This window comes from Serratia proteamaculans (assembly GCF_013337185.1).
In the GTDB taxonomy this organism is placed as follows: Bacteria; Pseudomonadota; Gammaproteobacteria; order Enterobacterales; family Enterobacteriaceae; genus Serratia; species Serratia proteamaculans_D.
Genome location: NZ_SWDE01000007.1, coordinates 186,449 through 202,053, shown reverse-complemented (window position 1 = coordinate 202,053; position 15,605 = coordinate 186,449). Strand labels below are relative to the sequence as shown.

General features: G+C 57.1%; 16 protein-coding genes. 4 read left to right on the top strand and 12 right to left on the bottom strand.

Annotated elements, in window-relative coordinates; genetic code table 11:
* Positions 1-44 precede the first annotated feature (44 nt).
* Genes nirB through cysG form a run of 4 tightly spaced genes read left to right on the top strand, consistent with a single transcriptional unit; the run spans position 45 to position 5,201 of the window.
* Entirely contained in the window at positions 45-2,594 is a 2,550-nt protein-coding gene (gene nirB, locus FCL49_RS22030) for a nitrite reductase large subunit NirB (RefSeq protein ID WP_174355150.1), read from the top strand.
* Positions 2,591-2,917, top strand: coding sequence for a nitrite reductase small subunit NirD (gene nirD, locus FCL49_RS22025; RefSeq protein WP_174355149.1), 327 nt, complete (start codon positions 2,591-2,593; stop codon positions 2,915-2,917). The genes nirB and nirD overlap by 4 nt, the downstream gene beginning before the upstream one ends.
* A 30-nt stretch (positions 2,918-2,947) precedes the next feature.
* On the top strand, positions 2,948-3,748 hold the full coding sequence (gene nirC, locus FCL49_RS22020; protein WP_174355148.1) for a nitrite transporter NirC: 801 nt from the start codon (positions 2,948-2,950) through the stop codon (positions 3,746-3,748).
* A gap of 49 nt (positions 3,749-3,797) precedes the next feature.
* Positions 3,798-5,201: a siroheme synthase CysG gene (cysG, locus tag FCL49_RS22015; RefSeq protein ID WP_174355147.1), complete on the top strand. Its 1,404-nt coding sequence runs from the start codon at positions 3,798-3,800 to the stop codon at positions 5,199-5,201.
* Positions 5,202-5,253: 52 nt separating this feature from the next.
* Here the strand turns inward: cysG and trpS are convergent, their stop codons facing one another.
* The 12 genes from trpS to pilM all read right to left on the bottom strand — a co-directional run bounded on the left by trpS (position 5,254) and on the right by pilM (position 15,488).
* Entirely contained in the window at positions 5,254-6,258 is a 1,005-nt protein-coding gene (gene trpS / locus FCL49_RS22010; protein ID WP_135318347.1) for a tryptophan--tRNA ligase, read from the bottom strand.
* Positions 6,259-6,260: 2 nt separating this feature from the next.
* Entirely contained in the window at positions 6,261-6,959 is a 699-nt protein-coding gene (locus FCL49_RS22005; protein WP_174355146.1) for a phosphoglycolate phosphatase, read from the bottom strand.
* On the bottom strand, positions 6,952-7,629 hold the full coding sequence (gene rpe / locus FCL49_RS22000) for a ribulose-phosphate 3-epimerase (protein WP_135318349.1): 678 nt from the start codon (positions 7,627-7,629) through the stop codon (positions 6,952-6,954). Before rpe ends, FCL49_RS22005 begins: the two co-directional genes overlap by 8 nt.
* A gap of 63 nt (positions 7,630-7,692) precedes the next feature.
* Positions 7,693-8,505 carry an adenine-specific DNA-methyltransferase gene (dam, locus tag FCL49_RS21995; protein ID WP_135318350.1) on the bottom strand — a complete coding sequence of 271 codons (813 nt, stop codon included), beginning with the start codon at positions 8,503-8,505 and terminating at the stop codon, positions 7,693-7,695.
* Between the two features lie 255 nt (positions 8,506-8,760).
* On the bottom strand, positions 8,761-9,783 hold the full coding sequence (locus tag FCL49_RS21990; RefSeq protein ID WP_174355145.1) for an SPOR domain-containing protein: 1,023 nt from the start codon (positions 9,781-9,783) through the stop codon (positions 8,761-8,763).
* A 155-nt stretch (positions 9,784-9,938) separates the two neighbouring features.
* On the bottom strand, positions 9,939-11,039 hold the full coding sequence (gene aroB / locus FCL49_RS21985) for a 3-dehydroquinate synthase (RefSeq protein ID WP_174355144.1): 1,101 nt from the start codon (positions 11,037-11,039) through the stop codon (positions 9,939-9,941).
* Between the two features lie 91 nt (positions 11,040-11,130).
* On the bottom strand, positions 11,131-11,652 hold the full coding sequence (aroK, locus tag FCL49_RS21980; RefSeq protein ID WP_004391482.1) for a shikimate kinase AroK: 522 nt from the start codon (positions 11,650-11,652) through the stop codon (positions 11,131-11,133).
* 350 nt (positions 11,653-12,002) lie between these two features.
* On the bottom strand, positions 12,003-13,244 hold the full coding sequence (gene hofQ, locus FCL49_RS21975; protein WP_174355143.1) for a DNA uptake porin HofQ: 1,242 nt from the start codon (positions 13,242-13,244) through the stop codon (positions 12,003-12,005).
* Positions 13,241-13,603 (bottom strand): DNA utilization family protein, encoded by a 363-nt coding sequence (locus tag FCL49_RS21970; protein WP_174355142.1) that lies wholly within the window; start codon positions 13,601-13,603, stop codon positions 13,241-13,243. The genes hofQ and FCL49_RS21970 overlap by 4 nt, the downstream gene beginning before the upstream one ends.
* The gene (locus FCL49_RS21965; RefSeq protein ID WP_174355141.1) at positions 13,596-14,117 is read right to left on the bottom strand and encodes a hypothetical protein; all 522 of its coding nucleotides are present in this window, start codon (positions 14,115-14,117) and stop codon (positions 13,596-13,598) included. The genes FCL49_RS21970 and FCL49_RS21965 overlap by 8 nt, the downstream gene beginning before the upstream one ends.
* Positions 14,110-14,646: a PilN domain-containing protein gene (locus FCL49_RS21960; protein ID WP_174355140.1), complete on the bottom strand. Its 537-nt coding sequence runs from the start codon at positions 14,644-14,646 to the stop codon at positions 14,110-14,112. The genes FCL49_RS21965 and FCL49_RS21960 overlap by 8 nt, the downstream gene beginning before the upstream one ends.
* Positions 14,646-15,488: a type IV pilus biogenesis protein PilM gene (gene pilM, locus FCL49_RS21955; RefSeq protein WP_174355139.1), complete on the bottom strand. Its 843-nt coding sequence runs from the start codon at positions 15,486-15,488 to the stop codon at positions 14,646-14,648. Before pilM ends, FCL49_RS21960 begins: the two co-directional genes overlap by 1 nt.
* Positions 15,489-15,605: the final 117 nt, after the last annotated feature.

The following is a 15,605-nucleotide window of genomic DNA, read 5'->3' as shown; positions in this document are numbered from 1 at the left end:
GGAGGAATAAGGTAACGCTAGGAAACCAGAATTTTGAGGCAATAATGAGCAGAGTCAAACTTGCTGTCATCGGCAATGGCATGGTCGGCCACCGGTTTATCGAAGATCTGTTGGAAAAAGCAGACAAAGACCAATTCGACATCACCGTATTTTGCGAAGAGCCGCGCATCGCCTACGATCGCGTACACCTTTCTTCTTATTTCTCCCACCACACCGCCGAAGAACTTTCACTGGTACGTGAAGGCTTTTACGAGAAGCAGGGCGTGAAGGTTTTGGTCGGCGAACGCGCCATCACCATTAACCGCAGCGAGAAAGTCATTCACTCCAATACCGGCCGCACCGTCTATTACGACAAGCTGATCATGGCTACCGGCTCTTATCCGTGGATCCCGCCGATTAAAGGCTCCGAAAGCCAGGACTGTTTCGTCTACCGCACCATTGAAGATCTGAACGCCATCGAAGCCTGCGCCCGCCGCAGCAAACGCGGTGCGGTGGTCGGCGGTGGCCTGCTGGGACTGGAAGCCGCCGGTGCGCTGAAAAGCCTGGGGGTTGAAACTCACGTTATCGAGTTTGCGCCGGTACTGATGGCCGAACAGCTCGATCCGATGGGCGGCGATCAACTGCGCCGCAAGATTGAACGCATGGGCGTCAAAGTCCATACCGGTAAAAATACCCAGGAAATCGTCAACGGCGGCGAACAGGCGCGCAAAACCATGCAGTTTGCCGACGGCACCGCGCTGGAAGTGGACTTCATCGTCTTTTCCACCGGCATCCGCGCCCAGGACAAGCTGGCCCATCAGTGCGGTCTGGCCACTGCCCGCCGCGGCGGCATCGTAATTAACGACAGTTGCCAGACCTCCGATCCGGACGTTTACGCCATCGGCGAATGTGCCTCATGGCGTGAGCGCACCTTTGGTCTGGTCGCGCCGGGTTATAAAATGGCGCAGGTCACCGCCGATCATCTGCTGGGCCGTGAAAATACCTTCCTCGGTGCCGACATGAGCGCCAAGCTAAAACTGCTGGGCGTCGACGTCGGCGGTATCGGGGATGCCCACGGCCGCACCGAAGGCGCGCGCAGCTACGTTTACCTGGACGAGAGCAAAGAAGTTTATAAGCGCATCGTGGTCAGTGCCGACAACAAAACCCTGCTGGGCGCGGTGCTGGTCGGCGACACCAGCGACTACGGCAACCTGCTGCAGCTGGCACTGAACGCCATCGAACTGCCGGAAAATCCGGACGGTCTGATCCTGCCGGCACATGCAGGCAGCAAACCGGCCATCGGCGTCGATTCACTGCCGGAAAGCGCGCAAATCTGTTCCTGCTTCGACGTCAGCAAAGGCGATATCATCAAAGCGGTCAGCATGGGTTGCCATACCGTGGCGGCGCTCAAGTCAGAAACCAAGGCCGGCACCGGCTGCGGCGGCTGTATTCCGCTGATCACCCAGGTGCTGAACGCCGAATTGAGCAAACAGGGCATCGAGGTGAACCATCACCTGTGCGAACACTTCGCTTATTCGCGTCAGGAGCTGTACCACCTGATCCGCGTCGAAGGCATCAAATCCTTCGACGAACTGCTCGCCAAATACGGCAAGGGCTACGGTTGCGAAGTCTGTAAACCGACCGTTGGCTCGCTGCTGGCCTCCTGCTGGAATGAGTACATTCTCAAGCCGCAACACACGGCGCTGCAGGACACCAACGACAACTTCCTCGGCAATATCCAGAAAGACGGCACCTATTCGGTGATCCCACGCTCCCCCGGCGGCGAAATTACCCCGGAAGGGTTGATGGTGGTTGGCCAGATCGCCAGGGAATATAACCTTTACACCAAACTGACCGGTTCCCAGCGTATCGGCATGTTCGGCGCACAGAAAGACGACCTGCCAGCCATCTGGAGCAAACTGATTGCCGCCGGTTTTGAAACCGGCCACGCTTACGCCAAGGCGTTGCGCATGTCCAAAACCTGCGTCGGCAGCACCTGGTGCCGCTTTGGTGTCGGTGACAGCGTCGGTTTTGGCGTCAAGCTGGAACACCGCTACAAGGGCATCCGCACCCCGCACAAAATGAAGTTTGGCGTTTCCGGCTGTACCCGTGAATGCTCTGAAGCTCAGGGCAAAGACGTCGGTATTATCGCCACCGAAAACGGCTGGAACCTGTACGTATGCGGTAACGGCGGGATGAAACCACGCCATGCCGATCTGCTGGCAGCCGATCTCGACCGCGAGACGCTGGAGCACTACCTCGATCGCTTTATGATGTTCTATATCCGCACCGCCGATAAGCTGCAACGCACCTCGGTATGGCTGGAAAGCCTGGAAGGCGGTATCGATTACCTGCGTAAGGTGATAGTTGACGACAAACTGGGGATCAACGACCAACTGGAAGCCGAGATCGCCCGCCTGCGCGACGCGGTTGTCTGCGAGTGGAAAGAAACCCTGGAGCATCCTGAAACCCAGGTGCGCTTCGCCCACTTTATCAACAGCGGCCTGCGCGATCCTAGCGTCCAGGTGGTCGCCGAGCGCGAACAGCACCGGCCGGCACGTCCGGATGAACGCATTCCCGTCACCCTGCTGGAAACCGAGGAGAACAACGCATGAGCCAGTGGACAACCCTTTGCGCCATCACCGATATTCTGCCCGGCACCGGCGTGTGTGCCCTGGTCGGCGATCAGCAGGTGGCGATTTTCCGCCCCTGTGCCGACGAACAGGTGTTTGCCATCAGCAATATTGATCCCTTCGCCCAGGCCAGCGTGTTGTCACGCGGTCTGATTGCCGAACATCAGGGTGAACTGTGGGTCGCCAGCCCGTTAAAAAAACAACATTTCCGCCTGCACGACGGTTACTGTCTGGAAGATGACAGCCGCAGCGTCGCGCATTTCACCAGCCGGGTTGTGGACGGCATGGTACAGGTCGCGGCCTGATATTTTCTATTTAACCTCAGGGGAAGCAGCATGTTCACCGATACCATCAACAAATGCGCCGCCAACGCGGCGCGCATCGTCAGGCTGGCAAAGCACAGCCCGCTGGGCTTTTGGATCAGCTCGGCGATGGCCGGGGCCTACGTCGGCCTCGGCATCATTTTAATCTTCACCCTCGGCAATCTGGTCGATCCGTCTCTTCGCCCGCTGGTCATGGGCGCCACTTTCGGCATCGCGCTGACGTTGGTGATCATTGCCGGGTCGGAGTTGTTCACCGGTCATACCATGTTCCTGACGCTGGGCGTCAAAGCCGGCACCATTACGCAGGGCCAGATGTGGGCCGTATTACCGCAAACCTGGCTGGGTAACCTGTTGGGTTCGGTGCTGGTAGCGCTGATGTACTATTACGGCGGCGGCAGCCTGTTGCCGGTAGACACCAGTCTGGTACATACCGTGGCGCTGGCAAAAACCACTGCACCGGCAGAAGTGCTGTTCTTCAAGGGCGTGCTGTGTAACTGGCTGGTCTGCCTGGCGATTTGGATGGCCATCCGCGTTGAGGGTGCCGCCAAATTCATCGCCATCTGGTGGTGTCTGCTGGCCTTTATCGCTTCCGGCTACGAACACTCGGTCGCCAACATGACGCTGTTCGCCCTGTCCTGGTTCGGTCATCACAGCGAGGCCTATACCCTGAGCGGGATCGGCCATAATCTGCTGTGGGTGACGCTGGGCAATATCCTGTCCGGTGCGGTATTGATGGGGCTGGGTTATTGGTACGCCACGCCGCGTGCCGAACGGCCACAGCCGGAGAAAGCCACAGCACGCCAGACTGCATAATATTCCGGGGCGCCTTGCGCCCCACTGCTGATTGCCCCGAGGAGTGCCGATGGATTACCTGCCGATTTTCTGCCAACTGCAACACAGAGCCTGCCTGCTGGTCGGTGGCGGTGAGATTGCCGAGCGCAAGGCTCGCCTGCTGCTGGACGCCGGTGCGGCTCTGACCGTCAACGCCTGTACCTTCACCCCGCAGTTCCACGAGTGGGCAGCTCTTGGCCGCCTCACGCTGGCGGAGGGTGAATTCAGTGCAGAGTTACTGGCGGAAAAGTGGCTGGTGATCGCCGCCACCGACCGGGTCGAGGTCAATGCTCTGGTGTACCAGTGTGCCAACCAGCAGCGGGTATTTTGCAACGTGGTCGACGATCCGAAGCGCGCCAGCTTTATCATGCCGTCGATTATCGATCGCTCACCGATTATGGTCGCGGTCTCCTCCGGCGGTAAAGCCCCGGTGCTGGCACGACTGCTGCGTGAAAAGCTGGAGGCCGTGCTGCCCCAACATCTTGGCAAGTTGGCACAGCTGGGGGGTTCATTGCGTCAACGGGTGAAAAAGCACTTCAGCGACATCGGCTCACGCCGCCGTTTTTGGGAAAAACTGTTTGCCCACGATCGGCTGGCACAATCGCTGGCCAATAATGACGTAGCGCTGGCGGAGCGGCAAACTGAGCAACTGTTTAGCCATCAACCACAAGCACGCGGCGAAGTGGTACTGGTGGGGGCCGGTCCGGGCGATGCCGGTTTGCTGACGCTGAAAGGCCTGCAGCAAATCCAGCAGGCTGACGTGGTGGTTTACGACCGGCTGGTGTCTGATGAAGTCATGACGCTGGTGCGCCGCGATGCCGAACGCATTTTTGTCGGCAAACGAGCGGGCGACCATTGCGTGCCGCAGGAGCAGATCAATCAAATTTTGCTGCAGCAGGCACAGCTCGGTAAACGCGTGGTGCGGCTGAAAGGCGGTGACCCATTTATCTTCGGCCGCGGCGGCGAAGAACTGGAAACGCTGGCCGCCGCCAATATTCCGTTCTCGGTGGTGCCGGGCATTACCGCCGCCTCCGGCTGTTCGGCTTACAGCGGCATTCCCCTCACCCATCGTGACCATGCACAGAGCGTGCGCCTGGTGACCGGCCACGCCAAGAGTGACGGCGGATTGGACTGGTCAACGCTGGCCGCCGGGCAACAAACCCTGGTGTTTTACATGGGCCTGACACAGGCGGCAGAGATCCAGCGCCAACTGATCGCGCACGGCATGGCTGCCGCTACGCCGGTGGCGCTGGTAGAAAATGGGACTTCCTGCCGCCAGCGGGTCATCGAAGGTGAATTGAGCCAACTGGGGACGCTGGCCTTACAGGCTGCCAGCCCAAGTTTAATCATCGTCGGTAGCGTAGTCAGCCTGCGCAGCAAGCTGAACTGGTTCTCCAGCCAGCAGTCGCCGCAGCCATCGGCGAAAATGGCCTGATACAGACGTAAAAAAAGCGGCCACTGGCCGCTTTCCTGATGAATCAAAGCCGTTACTGCGGTGAGACAAAACCAACCGCCTGGTAAACCTTCGCCAGCGTTTCCTGAGCGCGTGCACGGGCCTTGGCAGCGCCATCACGCATGACTTGCTGCAGCAGGGCCTCGTCATTGCGGAAACGATGATAACGCTCCTGCAGCTCGCTCAGCATGCCGGATACCGCTTCAGCGACGGCGCCTTTCAGGTGGCCGTACATCTGGCCTTCAAACTCGGCTTCCAACTGAGGGATGCTCTTGCCGGTCACGCCGGAGAGAATATCCAGCAGGTTAGACACCCCCGCCTTGTTCACCACGTCATAACGCACCACTGGCGGCTCTTCCGAGTCGGTCATCGCGCGTTTGATCTTTTTAGCCACCGCTTTCGGATCTTCCAGCAGGCCGATCACGTTATTACGGTTATCGTCCGACTTGGACATCTTCTTGGTCGGCTCTTGCAGCGACATCACGCGAGCGCCGGACTTGGGAATAAACGGCTCAGGCACTTTGAACACGTCGCCGTACAGCGCGTTGAAACGCTGACCGATGTCACGACTCAACTCCAGATGTTGTTTCTGGTCTTCGCCGACCGGCACCTGGTTGGTTTGATACAGCAAGATATCCGCCGCCATCAATACCGGGTAGCTGAACAGGCCGGCGTTGATGTTCTCCGCGTAACGGGTGGACTTGTCCTTGAACTGGGTCATGCGGCTCAGTTCGCCGAAATAGGTGTAGCAGTTCAACACCCAGCTCAGCTGCGTGTGTTCCGGTACGTGCGACTGCACGAAGATGGTGCTTTTTTGCGGATCGATACCACAGGCCAGGTACAGCGCCAGCGTATCCAGCGTGGCTTTACGCAATTTCTCTGCGTCCTGACGTACGGTGATCGCATGCAGGTCAACGATGCAGTAGATGCAGTCGTAATCATCCTGCATTTTCTCCCACTGACGCAGCGCACCCATGTAGTTGCCAATGGTCAGTTCACCGGACGGTTGCGCGCCGCTAAATACGATGGGCTTACTCATGTTTAAATTTCCTGATTCTCTAAAGATGACAGCCCAAGAGCGGGCAACAAGTCGGCAAAGCGCTCCAACACGCGGTCGGGATGGCTCAGGGCAATCGCCTCGCCGTAGTTATAACCGTAGGTCAGTGCGGCGCTTGGGCAACCTGCCCCCTGTGCCGCCTGAATATCATTGCGGGAGTCGCCGACAAACAGTAACTCATTGGCGCGCAGACCAAGCTTGCCGAGGACCAGATACAGGGGCGCCGGGTGCGGTTTCTTTTCCACCACGTCGTCACCGCCGATAATCAGCGAGAAGTAATCCAAAATGCCCAATGCGGCCAGCAACGGCGCGACAAACGGCGTTGGCTTGTTGGTCACCAGCGCCATCGGGTAATTTTGCGCAGCCAGTTGAGCCAGGGTTTCTTTCACCTGTGGGAACAGGCGGCTGCCGCTGTCGACGGTTTGCGCATAGAAATGATCGAAGCGCTCGCGAAGCTGCTGACAGTGTTCCGGCGTGGCCTCCACTTCGGCCCAGCGCAGCGCGCGCTGCACCAGCACGTCGGCACCGTTACCAATCCAGGTGCCCACCCGGGCCTCACCGGCCTGTGGCAGGCCCATTTCCGCCAATGCCAGATCGATAGCAGCAGCCAGCCCCGGCGCGCTGTCGACCAGCGTGCCATCGAGATCGAAGGCCAGAGCGCGGATCGCCCCGAAATCAGCCATGCGTCACCTTCGCCAACTCGCTGCGCATTTCGTCGATCACCCGACGATAATCCGGCTTGCCGAAGATGGCGGAACCCGCGACAAACATGTCTGCGCCCGCGGCAGCGATCTCGGCGATATTGTCGACCTTCACGCCGCCATCCACTTCCAGTCGGATATCACGACCGCTTTCGTCGATCATTTTGCGCACCTGACGCAGCTTATCCAAAGTGCCATGGATAAACGACTGACCGCCAAAACCAGGGTTGACCGACATCAGCAGGATCACGTCGATTTTATCCATCACGTAATCGAGGTAGCTCAACGGCGTTGCCGGATTGAACACCAGGCCGGCTTTACAGCCGTGCTCTTTAATCAGTTGAATGGTGCGATCGACGTGTTCGGAAGCTTCCGGATGGAAAGAGATGTAACTGGCACCCGCTGCAGCGAAATCCGGCACGATGCGGTCAACCGGTTTCACCATCAGGTGAACGTCAATCGGTGCGGTGATGCCGTAATTACGCAGCGCCTGACAAACCATCGGCCCGATGGTCAGATTGGGAACGTAGTGGTTATCCATTACGTCAAAATGCACTACGTCGCCGCCTGCGGCCAACACGTTGGCAGTGTCTTCACCCAGGCGGGCAAAGTCTGCTGACAAAATGGACGGGGCAATCAAAAATTTTTTCATCCGCTATCTCCAAACGTAGGGTTCGAAATCCATAGGATAACTACGCCGGGGCGTAACCCCGGTTTAACGATACAGCGCTAAAAGCTCATTCACTTTGCTGCGGCCAAGAATATTGCGGCTGATAGTACGGCGCGCTTTCACCACGTACAGCGAGGCGTGCTGGTACCAGTCACGCGTCAGCTCGGTATCATGGTTGGAAATCAATACCGGCACCTGGCTTTCTACCGAAAGCTGATGCGCCATCAGCGCCAGGCTCTGCTGGTCGGCCATGCTAAAGCTGTTGGTGTGGTAAGCAGTAAAATTCGCCGTCGCCGATAATGGCGCATACGGCGGATCGCAATACACCACGGTACCACGCTCGGCTTTTGCCATGGTATCGCGGTAATGCTCACAGACAAAAGTGGCGTTGCGGGATTTTTCAGCGAACCAATACAGCTCGTCCTCCGGGAAGTACGGTTTCTTATAACGTCCAAACGGCACGTTGAACTCCCCACGCAGGTTATAGCGGCACAGACCGTTATAGCAGTGGCGGTTCAGGTAAAGAAACAACAACGCGCGACGATAGGGATCGGCGCTAGTATTGAACTCTTCGCGCAGTAGGTAAAACTGTTCTGACTTATTGAATTCATCGGTGAAAAGCAGGCGGGCATCACGCACGAAGTCATCCGTACGCAGTTTAACGATGTTATACAGGTTAATAAGATCGCTGTTGATGTCGGCGAGAATATAGGCGTCGTATTCCGTGTTCAGGAAGACTGAACCCGCACCCACGAAGGGCTCGATTAAGCAGTCGCCTGCTGGCAGGTGACGACGGATCTCGTCCACCAGCGGGTATTTTCCACCAGCCCATTTTAAAAAAGCGCGGTTTTTCTTCATGCCGTCAATTAGCTACTTATTATACAATTCAGAGCGGCGGATTGTACTCTGTTTCAGACAGCACATCAGCGCACAAATTTAAGTGATTGATACCCTTCATCCTTCAAGCCGCAGCACCCTTGGCCACGCACAGTTATTCGGCCTGTCCGCAGGCAACTCCAGCCATCGGTCATGGGCGATTCTGTCCGCCCTGAGTAACAGGGGCGCAATTTGTGCGCCCCTTCAATGCCTGAATGCAGCTTGAAATCTATCGGGTTACTTTTTCAGGTCCTGCTGAACCTGACTTACAGGTCGGACCCAGGGTTTTTTCGCCTGAACATCCGCCGGCAGCGTCGCGATGGCACGCTTGGCTTCCGCAGAAGAGGCATAGTTGCCACTCACCAGCACGTACCAGGGTTTGCCGTCACGTTTAGTCGAATACACCAAATAATGCTGTAATTTCTGCTGCTTGGCGTAGGCGTTCAGCGTATCGGAACGCGAGGCGCTGCTCAGTTGCAGAGTGTAATGGCTTGCCGGTGCAGACTGCAGCGAACCGCCGCTGCCGCTAACGGCTCCCGCCTTGGCACTGGCTGCTCCCGCTTTAGCGGAAGAGGCTGGCGCCGGCGTATACACCGTGGTTGGCGATTTATGCTGTGTGGCCGTGGCCGTCGGCTTGCTGACGGTTTTCGCCGGAGTTTTATGTTGCTGTGGCGCAGTGCCCTGAACCGGACGGACGGTTTCTTTCGCCGCAGCGCCGTTCATCAGGGTAGCCGGGGCCGTTGGTAACGTCGAAGCTGGACCCGTCATGCCCTGCGTAGCGGCATCAACCTGACCTTGCTGCGCTGACAGTGCATCTGACATATTGCCCGGCAGATCGACACGCTGCTGCGCGCCGCCCTGCGGTGGCTGCGGTTGCGCTTCCGTCGGGGTGCTGGAGATCGGAGGGACGCTGACGGTTTGCGGCTGCGAGCTGCTGCTCACGCCGTTATTGTCGTTGGTATCCGTGGTGCCGCCCGGAACTCCGGTATTACCGGCAGTCAGTGACGAAGAGCCCGACAGATTAATGTCCTTGGCTGCGCCATTCTGTGCGCTTTCCTGTGCCGCTTCATGCTTGGTAGGCGCCTTCAACGCCGAACCAATGCCGATAATCAGCAGCAACAGCACCAAAATACCGATACCAATCATTAAATGCTGACGTGAAATGGCAAAACGCGGTCCCGGAGCCGGTTTACGCGAACGTGCAGGACGACGATCGCTGCTATCAGGTCTGAGATCGTCTTCCGGTTTAAACTCATCCATCTGAAACCCTCCAACTAGAGGCAAAAGCCCACCACGGTATACCTACCGTGGCACGGGCAGATTAACCCGATGATGGCAAAGCGACGTCAGTCAGGCTTTGCACATTAATTAATATAGATGTAAACGGCGGCTAAGCCACTGTTACTTCGTCCGATTTACTTAGACATTCCGTCAGGAAGGCAAGCTGCGATCGAAGCGAGCACCATATCATGCCCCACTCCGCCACGGACTTCCGCCTGGCCAATGGCCTTCGGCAGTACCAGGCGCAATTCACCGGCCAGGACTTTCTTATCGCGCATCATATGCGGCAGATAAGCTCCCGGAGCCATTTCCTGCGGGCCACACACCGGTAAACCGGCGCGCAACAACAGTGCTTTAATACGTTCAATATCTTCGCGGGAGAACTGACCGAGACGGTGCGCGGTTTCTGCCGCCATCACCATACCGGCAGCAATGGCTTCACCATGCAACCATACACCATAGCCCATTTCGGCTTCGATCGCATGGCCGTAAGTATGGCCCAGATTCAGCAGCGCGCGCAGCCCGCTTTCGCGTTCGTCAGCAGCAACCACTTCAGCTTTCAGCTCGCAGCAGCGACGGATACAGTAGGCCAGAGCCTGCATATCCAGCGCCACCAGGGCATCGATATTGTTTTCCAGCCAGACGAAGAAATCGTGGTCGAGAATAATCCCGTACTTGATCACTTCAGCCAAACCAGAGGAGAGCTCACGCGCCGGTAAGGTTTTCAGGCAATCGAGATCAACCACCACAGAAACGGGTTGATAGAAGGCGCCGATCATATTCTTGCCGAGCGGATGATTGACGGCGGTTTTACCGCCAACGGAAGAGTCCACCTGCGACAGCAGCGTGGTAGGAACCTGAATAAAGCGGACACCGCGCTGATAACAAGCGGCGGCAAAGCCGGTAAGATCGCCAACCACGCCGCCCCCAAGGGCAATCAGCGTGGTATCACGACCGTGCGGCTTTTCCAACAGTGCCGAGAACACCTGCTCGAGTACGGCCAGAGATTTATACTGTTCGCCATCAGGTAAAATCACCTGATCCACCATGACGCCTGCCTGCTCCAACACTTTCCGAACGTGGTCCAGATAGAGTGGCGCCAGGGTTTGGTTGGTGACCAGCATGACCTGTTCACCCGCCTTCAGCGGCATAAAAGAAGCCGGATCGTTAAACAATCCGGCGGCTATGGTTATCGGGTAGCTGCGCTCCCCAAGCGTTACGGTAATTCTCTCCATGTCGCGCTCAGTTCTCAATGTGGTTTATCCCCGCAACGCGGGGAACACAATCAGTCTTCCGCATTTGCCGTGGCGAACACGGAAACCGCTATCAGTTGCTTTCCAGCATGTTGATGATCTGGTTGGCAACCACTTTGGCGCTTTGATCGTCGGTGCGGATGGTGACATCTGCAATTTCTTCGTATAACGGATTGCGCTCTTTCGCCAGCGCTTCAAGCACTTCACGCGGAGGAGAATCAACCTGCAGCAACGGACGCTTTTTGTCACGCTGGGTACGGGCCAACTGCTTCTCGATAGTGGTTTCCAGGTACACCACTACGCCACGCGCCGACAGACGGTTACGCGTTTCACGCGATTTAACCGAACCACCGCCGGTAGCCAGCACGATGCCTTGCTTTTCCGTCAGTTCATTAATGACTTTTTCTTCACGATCGCGGAAACCTTCTTCACCTTCCACGTCGAATACCCAGCCCACGTCAGCTCCGGTACGTCGCTCAATTTCTTGATCGGAGTCGAAAAACTCCATATTGAGTTGCTGAGCTAACTGACGGCCAATAGTGCTTTTGCCGGCACCCATAGGCCCAACCAGAAAGATATTGCGTTTCTCTGCCATGTTTTTCGGTATTACTAAGACAATTCGTTAATGTTAACCCGCCCCGCCAATCAAATCAGCGGCGGGACCTAAACTGAAACCTCATAAACGATAGTGCGAGATCAGACGGAAAATTATCTCAACACTCTTGGTAGTTTGGCAACCGAATAAATCGCAATCCACGCCGCAGGAGGGAAACCATACGTTTTTAACGGCGTCTTGGCGCTAACAAAAAAACCTCGGTGCTCAATTCGGTAACCCTTGTAAGCTAAATCGGTCGCAGCGTCAAACGCAGATGCCCCGAAGGTGATAAAAAAGTGCATCTGCTCATCAACTTTAGGCGATTTCCCACGAACCGCACACCCGGTTGCTCAGGCCTTAATCAATGTCGGAGTAATGAATATCACCAGCTCGCGCCGTTTATGTTGTTTACTGCTCTGTTTGAACAAGGAACCCAGCAGCGGCACGTCGCTGATCCCGGGCACCTTGTCTGCCCCTTCGGCGCTATGGCGCTGAAATACGCCTCCCAAAACAACGGTTTCGCCATCTTTTACCGTCACCTGGGTTTTGATTTCCTGTTTATCTATCGCCAACGTCTCGCCTGCCGCACGGCTGATTGAGCGCCCGGGCATATTCTGGCTGATTTGCAGCGTCAGGGTGATGCGGCCATTGGGCAAAACTTTAGGCGTCACTTCCATGCCCAGCACCGCTTCCTTGAACTCCATCGACGTCGCCCCGCTGGAGCCGCTGTTCACTTCATAGGGGATCTCAGTCCCCTGCTTTATGCTGGCGGTTTGCAGGTTCGCGGTCAGCAAGCGCGGACTGGCGATGATTTCCACCCGGTTTTCCTGCTCCAGCGCCATCAATTCCAGATCCAATAATCGCCCGCCAATTCGTGCCAGATGGAAACCCGCGCTGACGGCACTGCGCTCCAGCGGTAACCCCACATTAAAACCGTCCATCTGCCATGACCTGGCCTGTCGTTCGTCTGGGGCCAACCCCCAGCGCACGCCAAGCTCACGTAGACTCTCGGTGTTGATGGTAACGATATGTGCCGCCAATTGCACCTGTGCCAAAGGCGCATCCATTTCGGCGATCCTTTGCGTTAATAACGTCACGATCGATGCTGTATCGCGGATCAATACCGCATTGGTGCGTTTATCTGCCACCACACTGCCACGCTCGCTCAGCAATATTCCGCCCTGCGCATTCAGGTTTTCAGCAACCTCTTCCGCATCGGCATGGCTCAACGGCAGGGTCACGCTTTTTAGCGGCTGTTTTTGTACCCGCGCCTGCTGTTGGCGCTGCTTTTCTTGCTCATTGGGTTCAGGGGAAACCATCATGACATTCCCCTCCAGCGTCATTGACAGCTTTCCCATACGCAAAATCACCGCCAGTGCCTGGTGCCAGGGCACATTATCCAACCTTAGCGTCAGGTTGCCCCCCACACCTGCGGCGGTGACCATATTCAGCTGCTGATAATCCGCCAGCGCCTGCAACACCAGAGTAATCGGAGCATCCTGAAACTCCAGCGAAACGGGCTCTTGCTCCTGTGCTACGCCGGAAATAACCACACCCCAGAGCAGCACCGCCAGCCAACGGCATCCTTTCATTTTTCTTCCTTATGGTTTCCCAGGGTCAACACCACGGCATTCTCAGCGACCGGACACAGCGGATCGCCCAGGTTCTCTTTCAGCGTCACTTGCCCCTTAAGGACCTGTTCCACCCGCCAACGCCCGGCTAATAAGGTTTGTTGGGGTTTTAATCGCAGCCACTGTCCGGCGGTCGTAACTACCCAGGCATGGTGTAACGCCGCTTTCCCGATGGTGCCCTTCAATTGCCAGTTCACCGGCGACTCCGCTGCGCTCGGACAGTCGGGCAAGGGTAACGGCTTAAAAGGATCGCGTGGCTGAGGCTGGGCCATCAACGCCAGAGGCAGCCACAGTAACCAGAACCCACAGCATCTATTCATTGGGGTTTGCCGCCTCTGCCTCTGCCAAAGCCGCCTGGAGTATGAAATGCGTCGTCAGCTCCCCCACCTGCGCTTCAACGGTCATTTGATCAATACGCAACTGAGCCGGCCAACTGTCCAGCAGCCTTAATAAACTGCCGTAATTGAGATGGAGTATCAGAGTTTGCCGCGGCGAGTTGTCCTGCTGCTGCCAACGCTGCAGCCCGGCACCCGCCCGTTGCAACGTGCTCGCCAAATCGCTATCGGCGGCAGGCGGGCGGGTGACCTGCTGCAGGCTTTGATTCACCTGATCCAGCGTCGGCATACCGGCCAGTTGCTCCCACAAGGGGGTCATCTGTTGCATCAGGCGCTGCTGCTGCGCCTCGGTTTGTGCCAGTTGCTGCCATTTTCCTTGCAACAGCAACAGGCCGAACAGCAAGATCAGGCTGCCCAACACCAGCCACTGGATGGACAACAGCTTCCACCCCGGCAAGCCCAGCCCTCTCGCCAACCACAGCGGTAATGACTTATCCACCCGGCCCCCATTGCGCCACCAAGGTAAACGAGAACAGACCGTCCTGGCGCTGTACCACCTCTGCCAGGCGGTAGTTCTGTAACAGGGGTAACGCCGTCAGTTGTTGTTCAAACTGAAGCACCGCTTCATAACGCCGGCCAAGTCCCCGTAAAGTGACATTTTGCGGGTGGCTTTCCAGCGCGATAAGCCACAGCGGATCAGGTAGCGAAGTGGATAACTGCTGCAACAGCTGTAGATAACGTCGGTTATGCACCAGGTTGTTGTCATACTGTTGCGCCAACGCAGTTAAACGTGCCAGACGTGCCACCGCCTGTTGCAATTGTTGATAACGCTCGGTCAGTTCTGCCTGCTGACCGATCAGCGTCAATAGCGCCTCATGCCGCTGTGCCTGCTGCTGACTCAACAGGCCAAAGACCACCATCAGTACCGCCAGCACCAGCACCAGCTGCAAAATGAAAATGCGTAACCAAAAGGCATAACGACGACGCTGGCCCCGAATGCGCCAGGGCAAAAGATTAACCTGATACATCAGTTGTCCTCAGCGCGCAGCGCCAGACCGCCAGCCAAAACAAAGGCCGCCGGCAATGTGGGTAACGGGGGACGCAGCTGGCTGAAAGCGCTAAACGGTGACCACGACAAGCTGCCTGACGGAGGTTGCTCATCCATCACGCTGCTATAGTAAATCTGATGTTCGCTGAGTGATGGACAGGCGGCATGCATTGCGGCCAACGCCTGATTTGCCTCGTCCGCTTCTCGAATCGATACCAGGCCATAGGCAAACTCCGCTCGGTGTGCGGTCACCCATAGCCATTCTTCATCGAGGCGGTGCAGCAAACCGGCTTCACCCGCCACGCCCGCGGCGGCCGCCATCACGCGCAGTGCGCATGGGGCAATATCAACCACCTGCGGCTGTAAATTGGCCTGACGCAGACAGTTCAGCCACTGTTGCAACTCTTGCTGGCGGGCGGCGGTCAGCAGCAGAGTCGCGTGTTCGGGCAATGATTGACGGTAGTCCAGCGCCAATGTTTGGCTATCCAGCGGAAACTTTTTCAGCCCCTGGCTGGTGATGTAGTCACCGCGTGCCGGCTCTTTCAGCCTGGCGTCCGGCAGGGGCAATCGATGCTGTAAAACCCGCTGCGCGGGCAGAGCAATGCGTAAGGAAATATGTCTTGGTAACTGAACCCGCCATTGCCGCAACGCCTGGATCAGCGCGTCACTCTGCTCCAAGCAGCCCTCACGCAGCACCGGTTGCGGCAACCTTTGTTGCCACCAGTGACGCAGTTGCCAGCCATTGCGGCGGCGCTGTGCCGCCAGGGCACGAACGCAGTGACTTTGTATATCCAGCCCCACCTGCCATGCTTGAGTGATCATATTTTGCCCGACCTCCATATCGTCAGATAACAAAAGAACATATCCATGTTGCAGGCTTGCCTTTATACTACCGCGCGGTTGTTTATAAACTGCCCAAATGACATGAAAATGGGAAAT